Source organism: Pseudomonas koreensis, from assembly GCF_024169245.1.
In the GTDB taxonomy this organism is placed as follows: Bacteria; Pseudomonadota; Gammaproteobacteria; order Pseudomonadales; family Pseudomonadaceae; genus Aquipseudomonas; species Aquipseudomonas koreensis_F.
Genome location: NZ_JALJWP010000001.1, coordinates 2,041,518 through 2,065,702 on the forward strand (window position 1 = coordinate 2,041,518; position 24,185 = coordinate 2,065,702).

At 62.0% G+C, this 24,185-nt stretch carries 23 protein-coding genes; 10 read left to right on the top strand and 13 right to left on the bottom strand.

Annotation, left to right across the window (positions count from 1 at the left end; translation table 11 throughout):
* Nucleotides 1-67: 67 nt before the first annotated feature.
* From J2Y90_RS09165 to J2Y90_RS09185, 5 genes are all read left to right on the top strand, one after another.
* Nucleotides 68-370: a MazG-like family protein gene (locus J2Y90_RS09165; RefSeq protein ID WP_016771852.1), complete on the top strand. Its 303-nt coding sequence runs from the start codon at nt 68-70 to the stop codon at nt 368-370.
* Complete coding sequence (locus J2Y90_RS09170; RefSeq protein ID WP_253498743.1) at nt 370-1,119, top strand: methyltransferase; 750 nt, start codon at nt 370-372, stop codon at nt 1,117-1,119. Before J2Y90_RS09165 ends, J2Y90_RS09170 begins: the two co-directional genes overlap by 1 nt.
* Before the next feature lie 12 nt (nt 1,120-1,131).
* Nucleotides 1,132-1,743 (top strand): DUF4136 domain-containing protein, encoded by a 612-nt coding sequence (locus J2Y90_RS09175; RefSeq protein ID WP_253498746.1) that lies wholly within the window; start codon nt 1,132-1,134, stop codon nt 1,741-1,743.
* Between the two features lie 41 nt (nt 1,744-1,784).
* Nucleotides 1,785-2,342 carry a DUF4136 domain-containing protein gene (locus J2Y90_RS09180; RefSeq protein WP_042608892.1) on the top strand — a complete coding sequence of 186 codons (558 nt, stop codon included), beginning with the start codon at nt 1,785-1,787 and terminating at the stop codon, nt 2,340-2,342.
* 212 nt (nt 2,343-2,554) lie between these two features.
* Nucleotides 2,555-4,558, top strand: coding sequence for a pilus assembly protein TadG-related protein (locus J2Y90_RS09185; RefSeq protein WP_253498749.1), 2,004 nt, complete (start codon nt 2,555-2,557; stop codon nt 4,556-4,558).
* On the opposite strand, the gene J2Y90_RS09190 is transcribed toward J2Y90_RS09185, so the two are convergent.
* A complete protein-coding gene (locus tag J2Y90_RS09190; protein ID WP_253498751.1) occupies nt 4,543-7,305 on the bottom strand; it encodes a PAS domain-containing sensor histidine kinase in 2,763 nt (920 codons plus the stop codon). The genes J2Y90_RS09185 and J2Y90_RS09190 overlap by 16 nt on opposite strands.
* Entirely contained in the window at nt 7,302-7,748 is a 447-nt protein-coding gene (locus J2Y90_RS09195) for a TadE/TadG family type IV pilus assembly protein (protein WP_253498753.1), read from the bottom strand. Before J2Y90_RS09195 ends, J2Y90_RS09190 begins: the two co-directional genes overlap by 4 nt.
* A gap of 75 nt (nt 7,749-7,823) precedes the next feature.
* Between J2Y90_RS09195 and J2Y90_RS09200 the strand changes: the two genes are divergently transcribed.
* The 3 genes from J2Y90_RS09200 (at nt 7,824) to J2Y90_RS09210 (ending at nt 10,434) form a co-directional block, all read left to right on the top strand.
* Entirely contained in the window at nt 7,824-8,294 is a 471-nt protein-coding gene (locus tag J2Y90_RS09200) for an A24 family peptidase (protein WP_253498755.1), read from the top strand.
* Nucleotides 8,295-8,400: 106 nt separating this feature from the next.
* Nucleotides 8,401-9,180, top strand: coding sequence for a response regulator transcription factor (locus tag J2Y90_RS09205; RefSeq protein WP_301291757.1), 780 nt, complete (start codon nt 8,401-8,403; stop codon nt 9,178-9,180).
* 891 nt (nt 9,181-10,071) lie between these two features.
* Complete coding sequence (locus J2Y90_RS09210; protein ID WP_076565574.1) at nt 10,072-10,434, top strand: DUF6124 family protein; 363 nt, start codon at nt 10,072-10,074, stop codon at nt 10,432-10,434.
* 105 nt (nt 10,435-10,539) lie between these two features.
* Here the strand turns inward: J2Y90_RS09210 and J2Y90_RS09215 are convergent, their stop codons facing one another.
* The 8 genes from J2Y90_RS09215 to cpaB are packed head-to-tail and all read right to left on the bottom strand — an operon-like array spanning nt 10,540 to nt 17,988.
* Complete coding sequence (locus J2Y90_RS09215; RefSeq protein WP_253498758.1) at nt 10,540-10,812, bottom strand: DUF3613 domain-containing protein; 273 nt, start codon at nt 10,810-10,812, stop codon at nt 10,540-10,542.
* Between the two features lie 10 nt (nt 10,813-10,822).
* Nucleotides 10,823-11,545 (bottom strand): tetratricopeptide repeat protein, encoded by a 723-nt coding sequence (locus J2Y90_RS09220; RefSeq protein WP_253498760.1) that lies wholly within the window; start codon nt 11,543-11,545, stop codon nt 10,823-10,825.
* A 23-nt stretch (nt 11,546-11,568) separates the two neighbouring features.
* Nucleotides 11,569-12,453 carry a type II secretion system F family protein gene (locus tag J2Y90_RS09225; RefSeq protein ID WP_253498762.1) on the bottom strand — a complete coding sequence of 295 codons (885 nt, stop codon included), beginning with the start codon at nt 12,451-12,453 and terminating at the stop codon, nt 11,569-11,571.
* A gap of 1 nt (nt 12,454) precedes the next feature.
* Nucleotides 12,455-13,339, bottom strand: a complete 885-nt coding sequence (locus J2Y90_RS09230) for a type II secretion system F family protein (protein ID WP_253498764.1) — start codon at nt 13,337-13,339, stop codon at nt 12,455-12,457.
* Nucleotides 13,340-13,356: 17 nt separating this feature from the next.
* Nucleotides 13,357-14,625, bottom strand: coding sequence for a CpaF family protein (locus J2Y90_RS09235; protein ID WP_253498766.1), 1,269 nt, complete (start codon nt 14,623-14,625; stop codon nt 13,357-13,359).
* Nucleotides 14,622-15,812 carry a pilus assembly protein gene (locus tag J2Y90_RS09240; RefSeq protein ID WP_253498768.1) on the bottom strand — a complete coding sequence of 397 codons (1,191 nt, stop codon included), beginning with the start codon at nt 15,810-15,812 and terminating at the stop codon, nt 14,622-14,624. The genes J2Y90_RS09235 and J2Y90_RS09240 overlap by 4 nt, the downstream gene beginning before the upstream one ends.
* Complete coding sequence (locus tag J2Y90_RS09245; protein ID WP_253498770.1) at nt 15,809-17,026, bottom strand: type II and III secretion system protein family protein; 1,218 nt, start codon at nt 17,024-17,026, stop codon at nt 15,809-15,811. Before J2Y90_RS09245 ends, J2Y90_RS09240 begins: the two co-directional genes overlap by 4 nt.
* 20 nt (nt 17,027-17,046) lie before the next feature.
* The gene (gene cpaB, locus J2Y90_RS09250) at nt 17,047-17,988 is read right to left on the bottom strand and encodes a Flp pilus assembly protein CpaB (RefSeq protein ID WP_253498772.1); all 942 of its coding nucleotides are present in this window, start codon (nt 17,986-17,988) and stop codon (nt 17,047-17,049) included.
* 336 nt (nt 17,989-18,324) lie between these two features.
* On the opposite strand from cpaB, the gene J2Y90_RS09255 reads away from it, so the two are divergent.
* Both J2Y90_RS09255 and J2Y90_RS09260 read left to right on the top strand, forming a co-directional pair.
* On the top strand, nt 18,325-18,531 hold the full coding sequence (locus J2Y90_RS09255; RefSeq protein ID WP_253505103.1) for a Flp family type IVb pilin: 207 nt from the start codon (nt 18,325-18,327) through the stop codon (nt 18,529-18,531).
* Between the two features lie 71 nt (nt 18,532-18,602).
* Nucleotides 18,603-19,010, top strand: a complete 408-nt coding sequence (locus J2Y90_RS09260; RefSeq protein ID WP_253498774.1) for a response regulator — start codon at nt 18,603-18,605, stop codon at nt 19,008-19,010.
* Between the two features lie 632 nt (nt 19,011-19,642).
* On the opposite strand, the gene J2Y90_RS09265 is transcribed toward J2Y90_RS09260, so the two are convergent.
* From J2Y90_RS09265 to J2Y90_RS09275, 3 genes are all read right to left on the bottom strand, one after another.
* On the bottom strand, nt 19,643-20,005 hold the full coding sequence (locus J2Y90_RS09265) for a DUF6124 family protein (RefSeq protein WP_429460166.1): 363 nt from the start codon (nt 20,003-20,005) through the stop codon (nt 19,643-19,645).
* Between the two features lie 520 nt (nt 20,006-20,525).
* Complete coding sequence (locus J2Y90_RS09270) at nt 20,526-22,196, bottom strand: ShlB/FhaC/HecB family hemolysin secretion/activation protein (RefSeq protein ID WP_253498776.1); 1,671 nt, start codon at nt 22,194-22,196, stop codon at nt 20,526-20,528.
* 134 nt (nt 22,197-22,330) lie between these two features.
* Nucleotides 22,331-23,887, bottom strand: a complete 1,557-nt coding sequence (locus J2Y90_RS09275) for a collagen-like triple helix repeat-containing protein (RefSeq protein ID WP_253498778.1) — start codon at nt 23,885-23,887, stop codon at nt 22,331-22,333.
* Nucleotides 23,888-24,185 lie beyond the last annotated feature (298 nt).

Genomic DNA, 24,185 nt, shown 5'->3' on the forward strand with positions numbered 1-24,185 from the left:
TTGATCATCTGCGCTGCTTGCCTTCAGCACCCATCCCCCCGAAGCTATGCGTCTTCAGGAGAGCCCGATGAACCTTGTTGAACTGACCGAACGCCTGCACGCCATTCGCGACCGCAATGACTGGCGGCAATTTCACAGCCCGAAAAACCTCGCCATGGCCGCCAGCGTGGAAATGGCCGAGCTGGTGGAAATCTTCCAGTGGCTGACGGAAGACCAGTCGCGCCAGTTGCCGGCGGACAAACTCGCCCATGCCGGGCAGGAAGTCGGCGATATCGTCCTGTATCTGTTGCTGCTGTGCAGCGAGTTGGGTCTGGACATGAATGAAGTGGTGCGCGCCAAGCTCGCCGACAGCGAACGGCGGTTCAGCTGATGAGCGACCGTCATTTCGACCAGTTGGCCACGCGCTTCGCCGAAAAAATCTACGGCGGCGCCAAAGGCGCGATTCGCCTCGCGGTATTACAGGCCGATCTGACCGAGGCCTTGCCGGATCGGCCGCTGCGCGTGCTGGATATCGGCGGGGGCCTGGGGCACATGTCTCTGTGGCTGGCCGAGCGCGGTCATGACGTCACCTTCACCGAGCCCGCCGAGCCGATGCTCGAAGGTGCGCGTCAGCGTTTTGCCGAGGCCGGACAAAGCGCGACGTTCATTCAGGCGCCATGGCAGGAACTGCCCGGTCAGCTCACCGAGCCCTACGATCTGGTGATCTGCCACGCCGTGCTGGAATGGCTCGCCGAGCCCCACGCGATCCTGCCGGTGCTGCATCAGTTGACCGCGCCCGGCGGCTGGCTGTCGCTGGCGTTCTACAACCGTGATGCGCTGATTTATCGCAATCTGCTCAAAGGCCATTTCAAGAAAATGCGCAAGAACGTCATGGCTGGCGAAAAGCAGAGCCTGACTCCGCAACAGCCTCTCGATCCACGGGAATTGGCGACGCAACTCGCCGGAATGTGGCAGGTCGAAAGTCAGAGCGGCGTACGGGTATTTCACGATTACATGCCGGTGGAATTCCAGGCCCGCGCCGAACTGGCGGACTTGCTGGAAATGGAACTCGCGCACCGTCGTCACCCAGGCTTCGCCGGGCTTGGGCGTTACTTGCACTGGATCTGCCGGCCGATCTGAGCGGAGCGCGACATGAAAGCTCAATGCGGGTTATTGCTGATGTGTCTGGGGTTGGCCGCCTGTCAGGGCAGCAACCCCTACGTGGCGCAGTCGCGGCCCTTGCCGCCGGCACCGCCGCAAGCTGCCACCACCTTCGACCGCAGCGCCTACCCGGCGCCGCCGCGTGATTACGGGCGCTACCGCAACTGGGCCTGGCGCAACGGGCAGTTGCCGCCGGGCACGGCGTGGGCCGATTCGGCGCAAGTGGCCGAGGCGGTCAGCAACGCCCTCGACCAGCGCGGCTTGCGGCCGATGCGCGACAACCGCCCGGCCGACCTGCTGGTCAGCGCCGATCTGCATCTGGAAACCCGCTTGCGCCAGGTCCGCGACGATTACGGCTACTACGGCGGATACGGCGGCTATGATCGTTATGGTCGCGGTTACGGCATGTACAACTCCGTTCCGATCGTGCGCACTTATCAGGAGCAGGTCGTGGTGGTGCGGGTCGATCTGTTCGATGCCGGCAACGGTCAGCCGGTGTGGAGCGCCAGCGCCGAAACCGGCACCCAGGGCAATCAGAGCGAACGCGCCGATGCGATTCGCGAGGCTGTGGAAAAAGCCATGGCGGCGTATCCTCCCAGCTGACTTGGTGTCAGCAGGTTCATGTCTTCACCCGGAGAAAAACCATGTTCCGCCGTCTCGCTCTACTCGCTTTTGCCGCGCTGCTCAGTGCCTGCGCTGCCAACCAGGTCAATCACGACTTCGACGCCAGCCGCGACTTTGCCGCTTATCGCAGCTGGAGCTGGAAAGATCCGGCCCTGCAATACCGCCCCGATGATCCGCGCATCAAGAGTGACCTGACCGAACAGCGCATCCGCCAGGCGGTGTCCGATCAACTCGATCAGCGCGGTTTGCGCCCGGCGGCTGGCGGCGGCAAGGGTGATCTGAATGTGCAGACCTACCTGATCGTCGAGGATCGGCAGCAGCAGGTGACGACCAATTACGGCGGCGGTTGGGGCGGACCGTGGAACGGCTACTGGGGCGCGCCGATGTACAACGAAACGCGCAACATCACCTACAAGGTCGCGACCATTCAGATCGACCTGCTCGACGGCAAGGACGGCAAACTGGTCTGGCGCGGCAGCGATGAACAGATGCTCAGCAGCCGCCCGAATCCGGCGGATCGCAGCAATGCCATTCGCGAGACCGTGGCGCGGATTCTGGCGAACTATCCACCGCGTTGAATGAACGGCCCTTTTCCCGCCCAGACGCAAATTCCCTGTAGGAGCTGCCGAAGGCCGCGATCCTTTGATCTTGCCTCTGAAAATCAAAAGATCGCAGCCTTCGGCAGCTCCTACGGTGATTTGCCATGCAGGAGCGCATTGCCAGCAGCCGCGTCTACACTCACTGTCACCAACGCAGGTAGCTCGGCACTGCGCCGGCACAGGAGTGCGCCATGTCGCGAGGATCGCAATGCAACGGCCCGGCCCGGCAACGCGGGGCGATCGGCTTGATGGCGGCTGCCACTCTGAGTCTGGCGCTGGTGATGATGTTGCTGGTGGTCGACAGCGGTCGCCTGTACATGGAACAGCGCAAATTGCAGCGGGTGGTTGATACCGCCGCCCTCGAAGCGGTCAGTCGCGGCGGCAATTGCCTGCCCGGGCTGACCGCCGCCAGTTATGCCGGGCAAAGTGCGCTGCGCAATGGTTACGTGGTGGACGCCGCCAATACACTCGCGACCACCTGCGGCACGCTGGCCACCGCTGCCAGCGGTTTGCGCAGTTTCACCGTCGATGCCACACAAGCGGCTGCGGTGAAAGTCACCGCCAGCCGCACGGTCACCACCAGTTTTGCCGGCGGTGTGCAGGCGCTGTTCAGCGCCACGCCGGTCAGCCTCAACACCACACTCAATGCTTCGGCAGTTGCCGCCAAACCGCAGCCGACCGTCGCCCAACTGAATATTCGCAGCACCCTCGCCAGCATCGACACGGCGCAGTCGAACATCCTCAATCCGCTGTTTTCCGGGCTGCTCGGCGGCAACGTCAACCTCACGGCGTTGGGCTGGGACGGTTTGCTGCATACCGACATCAACCTGCTCAGATACCTCGATCAACTGGCGATCAACCTCAACGTCGGCGCCGGCAACTACACGCAGTTGCTCAACACCCAGGCAACAGTGACGCAACTGATTCAGGCAGCGGCGACGGTGGTGCAACTCAACGGCGCGACCGCGCAAGTGATCACCGCGCTGGGGCAGTTGCAGGTCGCCGCGATCAACGCGGCGCCGGTCAGACTGGGCGAGATCCTGCAATTGCAAACCGGCACAACGGCGGCGGGACTGGATGCCAATCTGCAATTGCTGCAACTGGTGCAAGGCGTGGTGCAACTGGCCAACAGCAAGAGCGCGGTGGCGGCGACCCTGCCGGTCAATGTGCTGGGGCTGGCCGGTGTCACGGTGCGGGTGAAGGTGATCGAGCCGCCGCAGTTCTCGGCGATTGGCGACCCGGCGCGGGCCAAGGCCGATCCATTGGGATCCGATCGGATTTATGTACGCACTGCGCAGGTGCGCACGCTGTTGTCGGTGAATTTGCCGGTGCTGAACGGGGTGACCGGGTTGACCAATGCAGTCCTCGGCCTGGTCGGTACGTTGACGCCGACACTCAATGCATTGCTGAGCCTGAACCTGGTGGACACGCTCAACTCAGTGCTCTGCCTGTTGGGTGCCGGTTGCGAACAGCTCGATCCGAAACTGCTGCCGTCGCCGCAAATCGATATCGCCCTGGATGCCGGCGGGGCGAAAAGCTATGTCACCGATTACCGCTGCCCGACCGGCGATACCGACAGCAAAAGCCTGACTGCCGCCACCACGACTTCTCTGGCTGATCTCAAACTCGGCAGGATCGATCCCGTCGCGGCGTTCTCTTCAGTCGCCGAACCAACGGTGGCGCCGTTGCCGCTGGTCGATCTCGGCATCATCACCTGCCACAGGATCCTCGGCATCGGCATCGGCAGTTGCGATGCCGCCTCCCGCGTCCAGTACGGCGCTGGCGGCATCGCCCTAAAACTCGACACCAGCGTCGCGCAAACCACGCAGAACCTGCTGTTCTCCAGTACCACGCCCTTCGCCACCCCGGCCAATCTAAAACTGCCGCCGAGTCTGCTGCCCGCCGCGCCGACCAGCAACATCGTCGGCAGTCTGGCGAACACCCTGTCCGGCATCAACCTGATCGTTTACAAACCCGTCGGCAGCAATCCGCTGGGCGCCATCGTCACGGGCGTCGCCTCTTTGATCAGCGATGTCACCAACCGGCTGTTGCCGGTGGTCACCGGGTTGATCAGCCCCTTGCTCGACCCGCTGCTGAACAATCTGCTCCAAGGCCTGGGCATCAATCTGATGAACACCGAGGTGGGCGCCAACATGACCTGCGGGCAGACCGGCAAGGCTTATCTGGTGATCTGATCGTCGCTGGCGATCGGCAGTTCGATGCAGAACCGCGCGCCTTCTGCCGAGTTGCGCACGCTCAACTGGCCGCCCATGTTGGCGATGATGCCGTAGCTCACCGACAAGCCCAGGCCGGTGCCAACGCCGATCGGTTTGGTGGTGAAAAACGGCTCGAAGATCCGCTCGAGCAAACGCGGATCGATGCCGCCGCCGTTGTCCTCGACCCACAAGCGCACGCTTTCTTCGTCACGCTCGGCGTAGATCGAAATCCATGGCTTGAACGCTGAGTCGCTGTCGCGTTTGCCGAGCAGCGCGTCGCGGGCGTTGACCATCAGGTTGATCAGCACCTGTTCCAGCTGATCGACGTAGCCGCGCACTTGCGCCTCGAAACCGGTCTCGCTGATGCGCAGGTCGACACCTTTACCGCGCATGCCCTCGGCCAGCAGCGACAAAGTGCCTTCGATAGCCTGGGCCGGGTTGAACAGTTGTTGTTCGATTTCCGAGCGCCGACCGAAGACGCGCATGTGGTCGACCACTTTCGCTGCGCGTTGCACCTGGGCATCGATGCGCTTGAGTTTGTCGGTCAGATAATCGACCTGCACATCACCGTTGCCCAGGCGCTTGAGCACGTTGACGATGGCCATGCGCATCACATTCAAAGGCTGATTGATCTCGTGGGCGAGGCCGGTGGCCATTTCGCCGAGGGTGGCCATTTTCGCGCTTTGCGTAAGTTGCTGTTGCGAGCGGCGCACTTCGGTGTTGTCGCGGCCCACGGCTTGCACCTCGATCAACTGGCCGCGCTCATCGAACACGCCGCGATCCGACCACACCCACCAGGCGTGTTCGCGTCCGGGCAGTTGCAGGTTGATTTCCGCAGTGCTCACCGGTTGTTCCGGGGTCAGTTGGCTCAGGCGCTGCACAAAAGCGCCGCGCTGTTCCTCGGACATCCAGCCGCCCAGATCTACCCCGGGCAGTTGTTCCGGGCAGCATTCCAGATAAGTCGCCAAGGGTCGGTTGCCAAAGATCAGCGTCAGGTCCGGGCGATAGCGGCAGATCATCGCTGGCGAGTCCTCGACCAGAATCCGGTAGCGCTCTTCGCTCTGGCGGACCTGCTCGGCGGCGAGGGTGGCGTCGGTAACATCCAGCCATAGGCCCACTGCCTCCACCGGCAGACCGAGATCGTTGCGCAGCAATTTTGCTTCATCGAGCAGCCAGTGATAGTCGCCACGGCTGTCACGCAAGCGATAACGCGTACGCACCGAACCCTCGCGCAGCAACTCGCGGTTGCGCTGGAAATACAGTTCGCGGTCGTCGGGATGCACGCGCTCGACCAGCGCTGCCGCGTCGCAGTCTTCCAGCGTCCAGCCGAGCAGGGGTTGCAGGCTGGCGCTGAAAAACGCCGGGATCAGCGCGCCTTCCTGATAACGCTGCACGTAGATCACCGCCGGCGAACTGGCGATCAGATTGTCCAGCCGCGCATGAGCAGCGGCGGCCCGTTGTTGTTGATTCTGGATATCGCTGATGTCGAGCATGAACCCGACCAGACGCCGATGCTCACCCGTGCCGCTGACCTGGCCCTGAATCCGGTACCACGTCGCGGTTGCGCCGACATCCGCACGGTGCAGGCGTACGCTCAGGGTCAGCGCTTCTCCTTGCAGTTGCAGGGCCCGCAAACGGCTGCGCAACTCGTCGCGGTCGGCGGGATGGAACAGCATCAGCCAGTCCTCCACCGCCAGCGTGCGGTCGCTGAGGTCCAGTGCCGAGGCCAGTGACGGCGCCAGTGCAATCTGCCCGTCGGCACTGATTTCCCACCAGCCGGTACCGAGCAGGTGTTGCAGGGAATCGAGACGCTCCATCGATTGCACATGGCGCTGCTCGCGCAAGCGGCTGAGCAACGGCCCGGCCAGTGCGCCGGCCAGGGTCAGCCAGTCGCGATCGGTCAGCCATGGCGCCACGTTGTCGACCGTGTAAAACCCACAGAGCAGCCACGCAACCACGCCTTGATCATTGCTGTAAGGCACGGCGAAACCGTTGGCATTGCCGAACGTGGCCTGCAATCGCGAGTGTTCATAACGGCCCTGCTGGCCGGCGAGGCGTTGCGGCGCGCTCCCGTTGAGGCTGTCCAGCGGCGTGCCCAATGGCTGACCGTCCTCCCACAATTGTGGAGCGTCATGGCCACGAAACTGTTGATGAATCTGCCAGCCCTGTGCCTGTTCATCGAGCAGCGCCACGGCCAGGCAGGGGATATGCCAGCGCTGGGCGATGGCCTGCAATTGTTCGCCGAGCACCGTCGGCAGACGCGTCAGACTGCATGTGCGCAGATGATCGCTGACCTGCGCGGCGAGGGTCTGGCAGGCGTCGCGATCACGCGATTGCTGACGTTCAAGCAGCAGGTCGGCGATGTCGAGCAGCTGCAGCAGCCAGCCGTCACCCAGTGGTTGCACCCACCCGCGCAAGTGCAGCGGCTGATCATTCAGGCCGGGGAAGTCGAGATCGAGCAATTGCCCGTGCCAGTCCCGCGGCTGACCTTCGATGGTCAGCAGGCTATGGGGCAGCAGATAGGCGCTGAGCGGCAACGGTTGGTCGTTGAGTTTGTGCTGGGCGAGCAAATGCCGCAGCGGGCCGGCGATCTGCAACACCTCGCCGTCGCCATTCAGATACAGATGCAGTCCGGTGGGCGGCGCGCCGAGGCGGTCCGGCAGCTCCAGGACCGCGCTGGGCGCACGCTTGAGCAAACGCCCGAAGAGCTTATCGCCGGCGGTCAAAATTGCAGGCTCGAGCGGGCAGTCAGGTGCGTGGGCAGATTGGGCACTGTGCCAATGCCCGGCAGCACCAGAAACGGCATGATCTGATTGAGCTTGCTCACCGGGTAATTGACGCTGACGGTCAGGGTGCCGGTACCCGTGTCGTATGCTGAGCTGGTGTCGACCCCGACCACCAGATTCAGGGCCGAGGGCAGCCATTGCAGTTGTTGGCTCAGCGCGGCATTGGCAGTGTTGACCACCACCGTCGAATAGTTCGGCGTGGTCGGGTCCACCGCGACACTGCGACGTACCGCTTCGGCGGTGGCCTGGTTGAACGATTGCATCATCACGAAGGGCAGGCCGTAGCTGACCAGCCCGTAAAACACCGCGAAAAAGATGATGAACACCAAGGCGAATTCGATCGCCACCGCACCTTTTTGCGACCTGCGGAAGCCGTTTTTCATGCGTGCGTCTACCCTGACAGTCACTGCGTAGTATCAGCATAGAATCATTCAGCCAAAACGGACGGCTTTTAGCGGATGCAGATTTCTCTTGTTCTGATCTGGCTGGCGATCTGTGCTGCGCAAGATGCCCGGCAGCGGCGCATTTCCAACGCATTGACGTTAGGCGTGGGCGCGCTGGCGCTGGTCTGGTTGCTGGCGACCGGCAGCACCTGGCTGGGCGCTGACGCGGGGCAGGGTGGATGGGCGTGTCTGATCGCTTTGCTGCTGACATTACCCGGTTATTTCCTCGGCCGCATGGGCGCCGGCGATGTGAAATTAATGACAGCCCTGGGTCTTGCGACGAACGGCATCTTTGTTCTCGGCGCGTTTATCGGCGCGGGCGTGGCCAGCGTGTTGTGGCTGCTGCTCGCGCCAAAAGTCTGGCCTCATATGGGTCAAGGGCTTACGGAGCCTTTGCGCCATCTGGCCCCTGACAAGTCAAAAAAGCTGCCATTTGCACCGTTCGTGCTGATCGGTGTGGTGTTTTCGCTGTACTGGATTGGCTAGTCGCGCGGTGCCACTAGTCCTATGTACATAGTCGGAAAGTGGGTCTACTTTCAATTCAGGCGAATACGCCACCAAAGTGCAGGAATCGTCAGCGTTGGCCCGAGCAATGGAGTGGTTCGTGAACAAGCCTAATGCGGTAAAAATCCTCGTGGTCGATGATCAGCCGCTGATCGTCGAAGAGCTGTGTGAGTTTCTGGAGAGCAGTGGCTACCGCTGCGTGCCGTGCGACTCGAGTCTGGAAGCCATCGAGCTGTTCAGGGCGGACCCGGACATCGGTCTGGTGCTGAGCGATTTGCACATGCCGGACATGGATGGCATCGAGTTGATCCAGGCGTTGCAGCGGCTGGCCGGCAAGCAGCGGGTGTTCGAGGCGATCATGCTCACCGGGCGCGCCGACAAGCAGGATGTGATCAAGGCGTTGCGTGCGGGGATTGCCGATTACTATCAGAAGCCGATTGATCTGGCTGAGTTGCTCGAAGGCGTACAGCGTCAGGACCTGGCTTTGCAGGAGCGGCAGAAGAATCTGCATCTGGGGCATCTGAATCAGAAGTTGCAGTTTTTGTCCGAGTCGATTGATGACCTTTATCAGGATCTGGACAAGGTGCGGCGCTCGCCCGCGCCGGTGGTGAGTGAGGGTGAGCCTGAGTCTGCCGAGATGCCGGCGGTGTTCAGTCAGTTGTCGCCGCGGCAGTTGGATGTGGCGCGGTTGGTGGGCAAGGGGCAGACCAATTATCAGATTGCCTGTGAGTTGGGGATTACCGAGAACACGGTGAAGTTGTATGTGTCGCAGGTTTTGCGGTTGACGCATATGCATAATCGGACGCAGTTGGCTTTGGCGCTTTCTCCTGGTAGTTCGGCGGGGCGGCAGCGGGTTACGGCGCATTGACTTGGCGGCCTTTGGGCCGACCATGCTTTGGGTGGTTGGGGTGAATATCCGTTTTTTTGGGTGTTGCGGCTGGCGGTTCCGCCCTTACGGCGGGTCACTTTTGGCAAACGCCCCAAAAGTAACCAAAAGGTCTTCGCCCTGACGTTCGGCCCCTCGCTGGGGCTCGGGGTTCCTTCGCTGCGGGATCGATCCTGGCGCAGCGGCTCCGGTTTGCTTCGCTGCACCTCCTTCCGCTGTGTCTGGCTGCGCCAGACGGTCGCTGCGCTCCCACGCCCGGATCAATCCCTCCGCTCAGCCTGCCGACGGGCTCCCAGATCAAGATCAAAAGCTACTCGAGCTTGCGCTCATTGTTTTGAGTGGTGAAAAGCATGCGGTGTCTGGCTTTGGTTTTGTGGTGGATTTTCCCCTCACCCCAGCCCTCTCCCGAGGGAGAGGGAGCCGATTTGCGGGTTGTTCAAAATCTGCATTCGACTCGGTATCTCAGGTTGGCATACCTCATCCAAACAACCCGGTCAGTCCCCTCTCCCTCTGGGAGAGGGCTAGGGTGAGGGTGCTTTTGATTTTGATTGTGTAAATCTGTGTCTGATTTGCCAGAACCTTCCCACAAGGTTTTCAGGTTGTCCGTCGGACGTCGGGTCACTAGTCTCTGGCTGTCGCTGACAACTCAGCGGCCAGGTGTGGAAACCTGAAATTCAAGTAGTTGCTTTGCATCGCTACCGTAAACATTGTCGGCGTGTTCGTTCGTCTGCAAACTGTGTCGCGGCGGCTGTGCGTGGGCAGACTTCGGTCTGGCCGGTTGCCTACTTATCGGTTTTCCACCCTGCGTACAGCTGCCACCTTTTGTCGTGTGGAAACGACAGAAGAGGGCGTCACAGCCAAGTAGGAGTTCTCATGGACAAACTGATCCCAGACCCACCCCCATCCCCCACCACCCCGCTCGAAGACGCCATGCGCGCCGACGATCTTGTGAAAAACCGCGAAGCGATAAAACGCGCGCTGGATTTCTATCTCTGCCCCGAACCCGCAAAGCCGCACCCGCCCAGCACGCTGTTCATGGTGGTGCCCAATGTCGATACCGAAAGCCTGTTGGCGCATGCCTGTGAGTCGCTGGCGTCAGCGAGTGCCATGGCCAGTAATTTCGCTGGCGAGTTGAGCGGATTCCAGCGCAGCACGGCGTTGGCGATTCAGCAGATTGTCATGCTGGCCGAGCTGGCCGTGAATCGGGCGCTGGATCGGGTTGATCCGCAGACTTGAAACCGCGTTATCGTTCTTCGCGAGCAGGCTCGCTCCCACAGCAAGCACACGGTCGACTGTGGGAGCGAGCCTGCTCGCGAAGGGGCCCTCAAGGTCACCACCAAACTAATTCTTGCTCTCGATCTTCCCGCCCGCATCCGGATCATAGAAATCCGGAATCTCGTACTGGTATTTCTTCAGCCAGCGCTGCATCGCCAGTTCGCGTTCGGTGGCGGTGGCGCTTTGGGGTTTTGCCGAGGCGGCTTTGTTGCGGCTTTGCAGGACCAGCCAGCCTTCGGTTTCCTGCTGCTGCGCTGAAGCGGGGCCTGCGTCGATGGCGTGGGCGCTGAGGGGCAGGGTGAGCAGGGTCAGGTAGCACAGGCCTTTGCGGATGTTCATGGCTGTCTCCTTACTTGAGCGTCGGCGGTAGCGGGTCGATGACGGCGGCGACGCGGTCGCCGGGTGTGGCTTTGGCGTGGGTTGGCGCTTTGAGTTTTTCCGCGCGTTGCTGCGCTTCGGTGAATTGCTCCGGGGTCAGTTTCGAGCGGCTTACAATTTCGGCGGCTTGTGGCCAGTCGTTCTGGTAGAGCAGCAGGGTGACCATGTTCAGGGTCGCCAGTTGATTGTTCTGGCTCAGTTCGATCGCGGTGAGGAATTCGAATTTAGCTTCGTTGAGACGCAGTTGGTTGAGGTAGACCACGCCAAGGTCATTGCGGATTTTTTCGTCGGTGGGTGCCAGACGCGCAGCGCGTTGCAGGTGGGCCTGGGCCTGGCCGTTGTCGCCACGGGCGGCGTAGACCTGGCCGAGGCCGTGTTCGGCCTGGGCGGTGAGGCAGCCGCCGAGCAGGCTGCGGTAGAGCGGTTCTGCCTCGCTGCGACCGAGCAGGCGATAGACCTTGGCCTTGCGCAGGCGCACTTCGCTGAGGTTGTCCGGCAGGCTTTGCAGGTTGGCCAGGCTGGCGTGGAGCTTGCCGTCGCTGGCCAGATCATCGGCGAGGTTCAGTGACAGTTCCTGCTCCGACGTAAGTTTGCTGCAGCTGGACGGCGACAGCAGCGAGGTCCATGGCGCCTGGCCGTCCGTGGCGCAACCGCTGAGCAGCAACAGGCTTGCCATGACTATCAGTACTTTCATCAAACGCTCTCCATGAGCCAAGGTCAGTTTGCGAAGGCGCGGGCAATGGCGGTGAAGCCCGGGCCGGCCAGTACGATGAGCAGGGCCGGAAAGAGAAACAGCATCATCACCACCGACATCTTCGCGGACATTTTCGAGATGTATTCCTGCAGCCGGGTCAGGCGTCGGTCATCCAGTAATTGCTTGAGCGCCAGCAGCGATTTCATCGCGCCGCCGCCCTGGTGGATCAGTTGCTGAAGGATCACGCAGGTGTCGGTGAATTCGTCCACCGCGAGCATCACCGCGGTCTTGTTCAGCTCCTGACCCAGCTCCAGACCGGAGTCGACGCGGCTGAGGATCTGGCGCAGTTCGCTGGTCAGCTCCGGCAGCAGTTTTTGCGCCTCGACGCTGAGCACGCGCAGGGCTTGTTCCACCGCCATGCCGGATTCGAAGAGGATGCGCAGCAGCGGAATGAACGTAGAGATTTCCACGGCGATGGTTTTCTGCCGGCGCGCGGCGGCGTAGGCGAGCAGGCGTTTGGGCAATAGATAGCCGCCGCCAGCAGCGAACATCGGCGCCATCCAGCGGTGGCTGGTCTGCGGGAAAAACACTTCCTGCAGAAAGATCGCCAGCCCCAGAGCGAGCAGCGGCGTGCCGATCTGGCAAGCGGCGAAGAGCGCGCGTTCATTGGCACGACGCCAGCCGAGGCGGCCGAGCAGGGTCTGGGTTTCGCTGTCGATGCTCACCGAACGCCGGCCGAAACGGCTGTTGCCCAGTGCGCGCAGCCAGTGGCCGAAGCGGTTCTCCCGGACCAATTGGCCCTGCAAGCGCTGATGCACCTGACGCACGCGGCGGCGCTCGGTGAGCAGGTGATTGCCCACCAATAACAGCGAACCGAGCAGCAACAGCAACGCGGCGAGCCAGACCATCTCAAACGCTCCGCAACATGCGCCACAGCGCCAGACTGCCCAGCACCTGCAACGCGGCGGCGCTGAGCAGCATGGTCTGGCCGCTTTCGTCGTGCCACATGCCGAGCATGTAGCCGGGGTTGGCCAGCATGAAATAGCTCACCAGAATCAGCGGCAGCAAACCCAAAACCCAGGCGGTCATACGTGTTTCCCCTGTGAGCGCGCGCAACTGCCGAGCGCCCTGGTCACGCTCGCGGATCAGTTTGATCAGGTTCTCCAGCAGCTCACTGGCGTTGCCGCCGTAGCGATGATTGACCTTCAGGCCGAGGGCGAACATGCGCAATTCGTCCTGCTCGTAGAGTTCGGCAAAATCGCTGACTGCATCAGGCAGATTCACCCCCAATTTCACGTTGCGCTGCACCCGGCCCATGGCGGTTTTCAGCGGATCCTCGCTGGCTTCGATACCGCCCAGCACCGCATCGCTGAGGGTGCGCCCGGACTTCAGGCTGCGCACCGTATGGTCGAGCAATTGCGGCAATTGCTCGATCATGCGGCGGATGCGCCGCCGGTAGCGAATCGCGATGTACAGCCGCAACGCCACCGGTGGCACGATCAACATGATCAGCAAACCGACCCAACTGGCGAGCAGAAATCCCAAACCCAACGCCGCCCCCCACAGGCTCAGCCAGAGGCCGAGACGCTCGCTCGGCCGACCCAGTCCGGCACGCAGAAACATGCGTTCCAGCCCCACCCACCTGGTGTGTTCGACGGTCTGTTGCGGTTGCCCGGCGGCGAGGCGGTTGAGGACTTTTTCCGTCGCGGTCTTGCGCAGTCCTTGCAGGAACAGATAGATCGACAGCCCGAGCAGCGTCAGGCAGATGGCGATAAGAATGATCGGTCCCAGCATCTGCGTGCTCCTCGCCGTCAGCCCAGGTGAGCGTCGTGGCGCAGCTTGTCGCCGGCCGGGTTGACCGCTTCGCGCAGGAATCCGAAACCGGTACGGCGGTCCAGGCGGAACAGGGTGTTGGTGACGTAGACGTCCTCCCGAATGCCGACCACTTCCACCACTTCGCTGACGCAGCGTCGGCCATCGGGCATGCGTGTCAGTTGAATGATTACGTCAAGAGCGGCGCAGATCATCTGGCGCAATGTGCGTTCGGCAATCGAACGCCCGGTCAGTCCGACCAGCGTCTCCAGTCGCAGCAGCGCGTCCTGGGCATTGTTGGCGTGCACGGTGCTCATCGAACCGTCGTGGCCGGTGTTCATTGCGGTGAGCACGTCGACCACTTCGACGCCGCGGATCTCACCGAGAATGATCCGGTCGGGCCGCATGCGCAGGGCGTTGCGAATCAGGTCGCTGGCCTTGACCTCGCCGTGGCCCTCGGCATTGGGCGGGCGGGTTTCCAGACGTACCACGTGCGGATGGCCGAGTTGCAGTTCGGCGACGTCTTCGATGGTCACCAGCCGTTCGTGCGGGTTGATCAGTTGGCTGAGAATGTTCAGCAGCGTGGTCTTGCCAGTGCCGGTGCCGCCGCTGATGAGGATGTTGCAGCGCTTGCCCACGGCGTTCTGCAGGAATTCGAAAATCGCCAGATCGATGGTCTGCATCGCCATCAGGTCGGTGCTGTTGAGCATGTCCTTGCGAAACTTGCGGATCGACAGGCACGGGCCGTCGAGGGCAATCGGCGGAATGATCGCATTGACCCGGCTGCCATCCGGCAGGCGTGCATCGACCATCGGTGAGGACTCATCGAGGCGGCGGCCGAGCGGCGCAAGGATGCGTTGCATGACCCGCTCGACGTGATGCGCATCGATAAAACGCAGATCGCTCTGATGCAAAACGCCGTCGCGCTCGATGAACACCCGGTGCGGGCCGTTGACCAGGATTTCCGTCACCGACGGGTCGCGCAGCAGGACTTCCAGCGGGCCGAAACCGGTGAGCTCGTCGACGATTTCTTCGCCGAGGCGCTCCATCTCGTAGCGCGAGATTGCCAGATGCAAACGGGCGATGTATTCGGCGACCTTGTCGGTGACGAACTGCGCCAGTTGCTGGCGCGAACCTTCCAGCAGGTTTTTCCCCGACTCCTCGATGGCGTCGATGATGTAGCGGTGCAGGACCAGTTTCAGGCCTTCGTGATCGCTGTTGCCGATCGCTCCGCGTGGCGTAGCGCCAAAGAGTTTTTCTGCGCTCATGAGTTACCTCGCAGACGATCGAACCAGGTGACTTTCGGTTTGCTCAGGCCTTCGGAACGCTTGGCCAGACGTTCGCCGAGGGCGCGCAGGCTCTGGGTAAGTTTCTCCCGCGGCGCCAGTTCGAACAGACTCACGCCCTGGTTTTTCGCGTTCAGGCGCACGTCGGGACTGAACGCCAGCACGGCGATGACTTGCAGATTGAAGGTCTTGCCCAAGGTCTCGGAGTCGGGTGCGACATTGCTCAGGTAACGATCAATCAGCAAGCGCCCGTGCTCGAGCTTCATGCCTTTCTCGCGCCACTGGTTGAGCACGGCGAGGTTGCGTCGGCAATTGAGCACGTTCTGGTCGGTGTACCACAGCAGCTTGTCGCAATGGCTGACGAAGGTGCGCAACGCCTCACTGTCGGCCTGTCCGGTGAGATTGACGACGATGTGCTGGAAGTGCTGACGCAAAGCGCTGAGCAGCATGTACAGCTCGGCAGCGCTGGTGGTTTCCAGCGGTTCGTCAGTGCTGGCATAGGCAAGAATGCGCAGGCCGTGGTCGGCGCTGGTGAAGGCGCTGTCGATCAGCGTGGCGTCGAGGCGGCGTAGGTGGCGCAGGGCATCGCCGAAGTGAAACGAACTCTCCAGCCCCAATAATGCGAGGCTGTCGCCACGGGGCAGGCCGAGGTCGAGCAGCAGGGTTTGCTGGCCGCTCTTCTGCACCACCATGGCCATGTGATTGGCGAGCAAGGCACCGTCGGAACTGCTCTGCACGCCATACATCACGGTAAGCCCGCCGAGCTGCGTGTTGGGCGCGACGGCCGGCAGGCGTTTGCTCAGGCGCCGTACCAGACCGGCGACTTCGCTGGAGCGTGAGCCATAGGCGACGAAATCCCGCGCGCCGGCGCGCATCGCATTGAGCACCAGTTGATTGTCCATGCCGTCGCCGAGGGCGACGATCGCCAGCATCGGCTTGGCTTCCAGCGCACCTTCGATCAGCGCACTTTGCGCCACGACGTGCTCGCGATCGAGGCCGACGAACACCAGATTGGCGAACGTCACATCGACCAGCGCGAGCAGTTCGTCGAGGCTGCCGGCACCGGCGCTGACCACCTGGCCCAATGGCGCGAGGGCGCTTTGCAGCCATTCCAGATCGGTGCTGTTGCGGGTGATGGCGAGGAAGGTCTGACTGAGGTTCTGGTTCATTGCGACAACCCGCTGCGCTTGTCGAAGTTACCGTTCTCGAGGAAGAACATGCGATAGAAGTTGGGGTCGTAGTTGCGCAGTTTCTCGCCCGGCAACGACGGCAGGCGCGCGTCCGCCGCCAGTGGCTGGACCAGATGCGGGGTGACGATCATCAGCAGCTCGCGCTCTTCGCGTTTGATCTGCGAGCCTTTGAAAAATGCGCCCAATATGGGGATGTCGCCAAGGCCGGGAAACTTGTTTACCTGCGAACTGTTGCTGGTGCTGATCAAACCGCTGATGACAAAACTTTCACCATCGCCCAGCGACACACTGGTGTCGGTACGGCGAATGGTCAGCGCCGGAACAGTGGTGCCGGCGATGTTCACCGCGTTGGCAAAATCCAGTTCGCTGACCTCCGGGGCGACCTTCAAAGCGATGCGGTCGCGGCCGATGATGGTCGGTGTCAGGGTCAGGCGGATGCCGAACTCCTTGTACTCGATCGACACGCTGTCACTGCCGGAACTGGGTACCGGGATCGGGATTTCACCACCGGCAAGGAAGCTCGCACTCTGCCCGTTCAACGCCACCAGACTTGGTCGCGCCAGGGTGTAGGCGAAACCGCTGGTTTCCAGGGCGTTGATGATCGCCATGGTCTTGCCGCCGACCCAGGAAAAATTGAACAGCGAGTTATCCACCGGCAGCCGAGGCTGCGGCACGCCATCGATCGGTGGCAGCGTGCCGGGCGAGCCGAACAGGAAATTGCCGCGGGTGCCGATCAGCGAGGCGGTGGCTTCCTTGAGTTTGGTGCGGCTGACTTCGACGAAACGAATGTCGGTCTGCACCTGCGACGGCAAAGTCGGATCGTCGGACGGCACGCTGCTGGTCAGCGCCGTGGTCGCCGCGCCCTGGACGAAGACCATGGCTTGCTGTGGCTGCGCCGAGCAGGCGGTCCAGACCATAAGGCTGGTCGCGCCGGGGCCGACGCCAGTGAGCAGAAAGGACGAACCGCCATTGGCATGCACGTCGGCAATTTTCGGATCGCCGACCGCCAGCCGCGTGATCGCCACCGGTGACTGCATGTCCTGCTGGAAGCCTTCACCGATCTCGATCACCGAGGGCAGGCGTGGCAGTGCCGAACAATTGCCGACCGCCGCGAGGGCGCTGTCCATCGACAATCCCAACAACAGCAAGGCCCGGAGCGCCGGTTTCAATGTCGGTCTGAGTCGACTCTGCATGCACCTGAATCCTTGCGCAGTCATGGGGTTTGTTGGCTGATCTGGTTGCCGCGAATGATTTCCACCGCAGGCCTGGGCGCCGCGCCGGCACTGGCGCTGGCAGGTGCTCGTTGGGCGCTGCCCAGGGCGAGTTGGGTGAACTGGAAAAGCTGGCTGTTGGCGCGATCCAGATGCGCGGGCGATTGCGTTTCGCCGGCCCAGTATTTCGCCAGCCGTTGTTCTTCGCTGCTGCGCACCGCGAGACGCAAAGTGCCGACTTGAGTGGCGAGCATCAGGCGACTGAGCAGTTGTTCCGGCACCGCCAGCACCACGGTGCGTGCGGCCAGCCGGCGTTGATCCTGCTTGATTTTTTCTTCGGCGCTGAGGTTGGGCGATGCCGGTTGGCCGTCGTTGGTCAGGCCGTAGTGATCGCCGATCCCGAGCACGCGCAAGGCCGGGACGGCGATCTGCGCCGACTGCTGCAGGTTGCTCGCGTCCTCACGCAGGTACAGCAGCACATCGACGTAATCCCCCGGCAGCAATTGTCCGGCGCCACCGATCACTTCATCGACGGCTACGGTCAGTGCGCGTTCGTCGCGCCGAATCATCCGCGCCAGCGCGCCGCCGGCCTGGAAGCTTTCGTCGTTGAGCCAGGTGCCGGCGCCGAGGTGTCGCCATGGCGTACGGCCCACAACTTGTTCGACGCTGCTGAGGCTGCCGGCCGGTGCGCTGCGCAACTTTTCCACGGTGACATCGGCGGCGGTCAACGGCGTGAACGGCGGCACATCGTGAAGCAGCACCACCACCGGTTGGCGGGTCTGGTCTTCGGCAATCGCGACAGTCTGTTCAACACTGACCGTTGGGGCTTCGGGTGCCTCGACGACCGGGGCCGGCTGACGACTGAGCACCAGCCCCCAGTAACCGACAAAAACCGCGCCGAGCAACAGCAACGCGGCAAGGCCCATGGTGACGCGACTGTTCATGACGGCTCTCCCTTTCCTGCTGCACAACCGACTGCATTTGCTTGCGAAAGGCGTACTGATTCGGCAGCTATGAACATGCAACTATTTCGCTATTTCCAAGCTAGCTGATCCAAGCAAAAGCGCCATTAATGACAGGCAAATAAGCCCGCAAAGTAGGAGTCCTGGCCTATTAACAGCAGGGAATGGCGCGCCCCGCTGGAATTAATGCTTTGTGATTAATGCGTTCTTACAGTTGTTGGGCGGGGGTTTGTTGACAATGCTCTAGTGGCACGGTGGAACCATGCCGCGGTAGTGATGTCGGCGCCAGAGGCGCGAAGGAGTGGAGCTATGTTTCGTATGACTTTCGATTATCTGCTGGCCAAGGCTCGCGCGTTTGCCCGAAGCGAAGAGGGTGCTTCGGCGATTGAGTATGCGATTGTGGTGGCGATGGTGGCGGTGGTGGTTGTCGCATTCGTTACCCCGCTCGGAGACAGGGTGCTGGCGATCTTCAACAATGTTTTGACCTCGCTCGATGGAACGGCTGTTACTCGGCCAACACCTTGATGCTTGTGAATACTGCACCTGGCTGATATCGCACTACACTGGATTTACCTTTCAGTATTCAGGTATTGCCTATGAACGCGTCTTCGTCGTCCCGCCAACAACTGCTTCTGGTTGATGATGAAGAAGACGCGTTGCTGGAGTTGGCGGAGTTGCTGGAGGGGGAGGGGTTTACCTGTCATACCGCGACGTCGGTGAAGCTGGCGTTGCATCATCTGACCCTGCATCCGGATATTGCTTTGGTGATTACTGATCTGCGCATGCCCGAGGAGTCTGGCATGTCGTTGATCAAGCGGCTGCGTGAGCATACGTCGCGTGAGCATTTGCCGGTGATTGTGATGTCGGGGCATGCGGATATGGAGGATGTCAGCGATATGTTGCGGTTGCAGGTGCTGGATCTGTTTCGCAAGCCGATTTATCACGTCAGGTTATTGGAGACTCTCGATAATCTGTTTCCCAAGCCTCGGGTTGAGGCTGGGTGAACTCGGCGGCCTTTGGGCCGACCGTGTTGGTGGGGTTTTGGGTGAATATCCGTTGTTTCGGGTGCTGCGGCTGGCGGTTTCGCCTGACGGCGACTTACTTTTTTACAAGCGCCTAAAAAAGTAAGCAAAAAACGCTAGCTCCTGCGTTCGGCCCTCGCAGGCTCGGGTTCCTTCGCTCCGGGACTGATCCGGGCGCAGCGGCTCCGGTTTGCTTCGCTGCACCTCCTTCCGCTGTGTCTGGCTGCGCCAGACGGTCGCTGCGCTCCCACGCCCGGATCAATCCCTCCACTCAGCCTTCCGACGTCGCCCGTGGATCAAAATCAAAAGCGGTACTCGAGCTAACGCTCATCGTGTAGGAGCTGCCGAAGGCTGCGATCTTTTGATTTTTGATTTTGCTGTTCTGTGGGAGCGAGCCTGCTCGCGAAAGCGCCCTGCCAGCCGACCTGTCTCTCACTGAATACCCCCGATCAAAACTGTAGGAGTGAGCCTGCTCGCGATAGCGCCCTGCCAGCCAACCCATTCCTGCCTGATGTACATCAATCCTGTGGGAGCTGGCTTGCCAGCGAAGGCGGCCCGCCAGCCAAAAATGCTCTGCCTGACTCACCACCTGCGCAATGAAGCCCTTGCTCTTGTCACTCCGGCACAAGCCTGTCCAGTACGCGGTTGACCGCCAGTTCGCCCAGCATGATCACCTGCTGTATCCCCAACAGGGAGCTGCGCTGCGGTCCATCGATAAATCCGGCCAGGTCGCTGGCCATGATGCTCGCCGAGGCCAGTGATTCACAGGCATGGACCAGCAGGGTTTCGTTGTCCGCCGCTGGGTCGACGAAGAACAGGGTGCTGGGTTTGCGCGGTGTGGCAGGGTCTTTGATGAGGCGGGGGTTGAGGTAGTAATCGATGGCGCGGTCGGCGGCTTCCTTGAGCTTTTGCGCTTCGAGGAGCGGGTCGGCGAAGGTCGGATCGGCAAGGGGTGGATCGGGTGTCATCTTTTTCACGGGCTCAGTCTCCTTGGGGAGTTGGGCCGCAACCGGTTCGCGACTAAACGAAAGGGAGGCAGCTGCACGCAGGTTAGTCGACCGATGAGCCACGAAATCGGCGCGCCCGGAGGCGCCCTGCGCACAGCCACCATCAAGTGCAGGTATGCAATACCTGGCTGACAGGAACCTGTGCGTCGTGGACAAGCGGGCGACTAAACCCGACCACTGATGAGCAGTGGCAGGCAAACGATAGAACCCGCGCCCCAGACGCACAAGCCGGCGGATTCTGGCGTAGCCGTAGGTAATGGCGCAAGGATTTGTGGGCTGTTGCGCGGTAACGAGGCGTGTGTTTAAACGAACGGTTTAAGCGGTGCGATAAATCGGTTGAATAGCCGAACCCTTTCGCGAGCAGGCTCGCTCCCACAGGGACGGCGGTTGGACTCAGGAACCGTGGACACCGCTGAATCTGTGGGAGCGAGCCTGCTCGCGAAAGCGGTGTGTCAGCTGAAAAAATCCTGACTGACACACCGCTCGGCTCTTACAGCTGATAACTGAAACTGATGCTGTACCGCGGCTTGCGATTGAACGTGTCCAGCGCTTCATCGGACATGGCCTTCGCCACTTCCAGGGCGATGTTGTAGTACCTGGCATCGCCGAACCTCAGCCCGACGGCGGTGGATGACAGGTTGTTGGCCTGCACCGGCAGTTGGTTGAACCAGCTGCGCGAGCGATCGAGTACTACGTAGGGTTGCAGGATGCGCACCCAGTTGCCCTCGCGGTTGAAGCTGTAGTTGACCTCGTAAGCCACGCCCCAGCCCTTGTCGCCCGAGGCCTGATCGTCGGGGTAGCCACGGCCGAAATTCTGTCCGCCGAACACCGCGCGTTCGCTGTCGGGCAAGGTGTCCTCGCTCCAGTACAGCGCTGCCGAGAGCACGCCTTGCCAGTTGTCGAGAAACTTGTCGCTCTGCACGCCGGACAGTCTCACGCGGAAGAAATCCAGATCGATGTCGTCGTAGTTGGTGTTCGCGCCGAGGCTGTCGAAACCCTGGTAGACGCCGGCGCTGAGGATGCGCAGTTGGCGGGCATCGGCCTTGCGCCAGTCGCCTTCGAAGGCGAGGGCGCGGACGTCGGTGCGCAGCTCGGTGCTGAAGGGGAAGTTGACGCCGTCGTAGCGCGTCTTGTCGTCGACTGCGTAGAGGCGCGAGCCGGCGGTCAGCAGTTCGTTGGCGGAGGCGATCAGGGGCATGCTGAAGCCGATCGAGTAGCGATCATTCTCGCGGTGGGTACTCAAGCGTCCACCGCCGCCCACCAGCACTTCGGTGTCCGGGTCGGCGCGATAACGCGAGGCCGAGACGTTGAGTTGCGTGCCTTCGGCGTCGAGGAACTGGCTGTAGTCGAGACGGTAGTAATGCTCTTTGTCGTCGCCCGGAGGAAACAGGCCGCTGAGGCTCAATTGTTCGCCCATCGAGGTCTGCGAATTGCTGCTGACACCGAGCAGTGCCTGCGGCCCATTGCGATTGTCTTCGGTGGTGCTCAGGGTGCTGGTGAACGGTTTGCGGCTGGCCTGGGCGACCAGGGTGGTCGCGCCATCGGTGGTGCCCGGTGGCGGCACCTGCGCTTGAATCGTCACGCCGGGAATGCGGCTCATCAGCGTGGTGTAGCGTTCGAAGGTCTTGCGCGTCAGCGGGCGTTCGGCCTGGATTTTCGCGGCGAGTTTGTCGAGCAGGCCTTTGACCCGGCCGATGTCGCCCTGCATCTGGATATCGCGCACGTAGCCTTCAACCAGCACCACCCGCGCCACGCCGTCATCGAAGTTCTGTTGCGGCAGAAACGCGTAGGACAACAGATAGCCATCCTGCTGATAGCGACGGGTGATGTTGCGCGTTGCTTCGATCAGTTCGGCAAGGCTGGCCTGGCGGCCGATCAGTGGCTTGTAGATTTGCGCCAATTCGTTGAGCGGGTAAATCGTGCCGCCTTCGATCTGCACGGTCTGTAGGTTGACCTTGGTTTCCATCAACAGTGGCTGCGCGGCGGTCGCGCCCGGGTCGGGCACTTGCAGCGGCGCCGCGCTCGGGCGATAGGCGTCGGCAGGAAGGTTGGGGACGGGCAGGTTGCGGGTGGTTTCGTTGCTGTTGAGAAAACTGGGCAAGGTGTCGGCGAGGGCAGCGGAACTGAGGCTCAGGCACAGCAGGGATGCCAGTACGCGCATAGGACACTCCATGGTCAGAACACAGCACAGGGCAGTTTTTTCCTTAGAAAAAAGGCGGAAGACTCGTGGGAATCTTCCGCCCTCAACCAAGCGTAGGCGCTGTAGGTAAGGCCGTCGAATCGGCCAGGTGCAATTTAGCGTTTGTTGCCGCCCAGCGCGCCGGTCAGGCCGCCGAGTACCCCGCCCAGACCGCCAGTTGTACCGCCAGTGGCAGTGCCGCTGTTGACCAGCCCACCGACGGCCGCCACGGTGCCGCCGACATTGGTAACCAGCCCACCGACTGCCGTGGTCACCGGGGTGTTGGTCGCGGCAATCGCCCCGCCGAGGCCGCCCACCGCAGCGCCCACCTGGCCGGTGATACCGGCAACCGGAGTGCCGAGACCGGTGGCAGCGCCGACCTGTTGAGTCACAGTGGTGACCGCGCTGGTCACAGGGTTGAGACCTGCTCCCACTGCGGCGCCAACGCTTGCCAGCGGCGAAGTGGGAGTGGTGATCGGTGTGCCCGAGCCACCGAGTACGGTGTTGAGCGAAGCGACTACGTTGCCCAGGCCACCCGCGGTAACGCCACCGGCACTGACCACGCCGCTGGTGCTGCCGGCATTCAGACCGGTGCCAACGTTGACCACCGCGCCACCGACGGTTTGCAGCAGGCCGGTGCCGCCCAGACCACCACCGACGCCACCGGTACCTGAGCCAGTGCCGTTGGACACCAGACCGCCCGCTTTGCCGACCGCCGTGCCGGCGTTGCTCAAGGCGCCGCCGAGGGTGTTGGTCAGGGCACTGCCGTTGCCTGCGTCGGTGACCTTGCCGCCCAGGCTGTTCACAGTGCCGCCGACCTTCGAGATCACGCCTTTGAGCGGATCACCCAGACCTGTGGCATCGCCGAGTTTGTCGGTGGTGCTTTCGACCATGGCGATCACCGGCACCAGGCCGCTGCCGACCTTGTTGGTCAACTGGCTGGTCGGGCCGTTGCTGAGCGTGGTGTTGAGGGTGTCGCCAAGCATGGTGACTTTTTCACCGATGCCATCGACCAGCGGCGCCACGCGGGTGACTACGCCGCCAACGACGGGAACGCTGCGGGTCGTTGTGTTCAGTTTGACGCTGAGGTCCGACACGCCGTCGCCAACATCGGAAACCACGCCGCCAAGCGAGGCCACGGTGGTGGTCAGGCCATTGGGGTCAGTGGCCAGTTTGCCGATGCCATCAGTGACGCCATCGCCCAAGGTGCTGACCACGTTGCCAGTGGTGTTGGCCAGGCTTTGGACGATGCCGCCAGCGACCGGAACAGTGCTCAGCGAATCGCCGATCTGGCCGACGCCATCGCCGACACCGCTGACGGTTTTGCCGACATCCTGAACAAGTGTTGTGGTCACCAGCGAAGGTGCAGCGGGATTGGTCGGGTTGGTGGGATCGGTCGGGTCTGTCGGATTGGTTGGATTGGTTGGATTGGTCGGATCGGTGCCGCCGCCCGTGCCGCCAGTACCACCGGTGCCGCCGCCTGTGCCGGCAGTATCGCCGCCGGCTCCGCCACCCGCGCCACCGCTGCCATCGGTACCCGCCGTGCCGTCCGCTGTCGAACTGCCCGAGCTGCTGCGATGACCGCCACCGCCGCTGCTGCAGCCGACGAGGCCGACAGAAAGAATCAGTGCCAGCGCGATTGCCGATTTGGACCACATCACTTGAGTTTTCATGATTGAGATTCCTGCACCTGTCACAACGTTACGTTGCCTTCGATGGCCCGCCGATCTGTCGTCGGCGATGCCTCGTCCGTACTGGTAATCTCAGTCGATCGCAGGTTTTGCACCATTCTCAAGTTGGTATTAACCCCTTTATATACAAGGCCCGGCGCAATGCCGAAGGACTAATACGCAGGTGATAAACGCGCAAAAAAAAGCCTTGAAATTCAAGGCTCGATTTTTTGCTAAGCGGCGGGCACGGCGCGGAAAAACTTAAGTGATATATACACAATTAACGGGTTTTTCCGCCCCG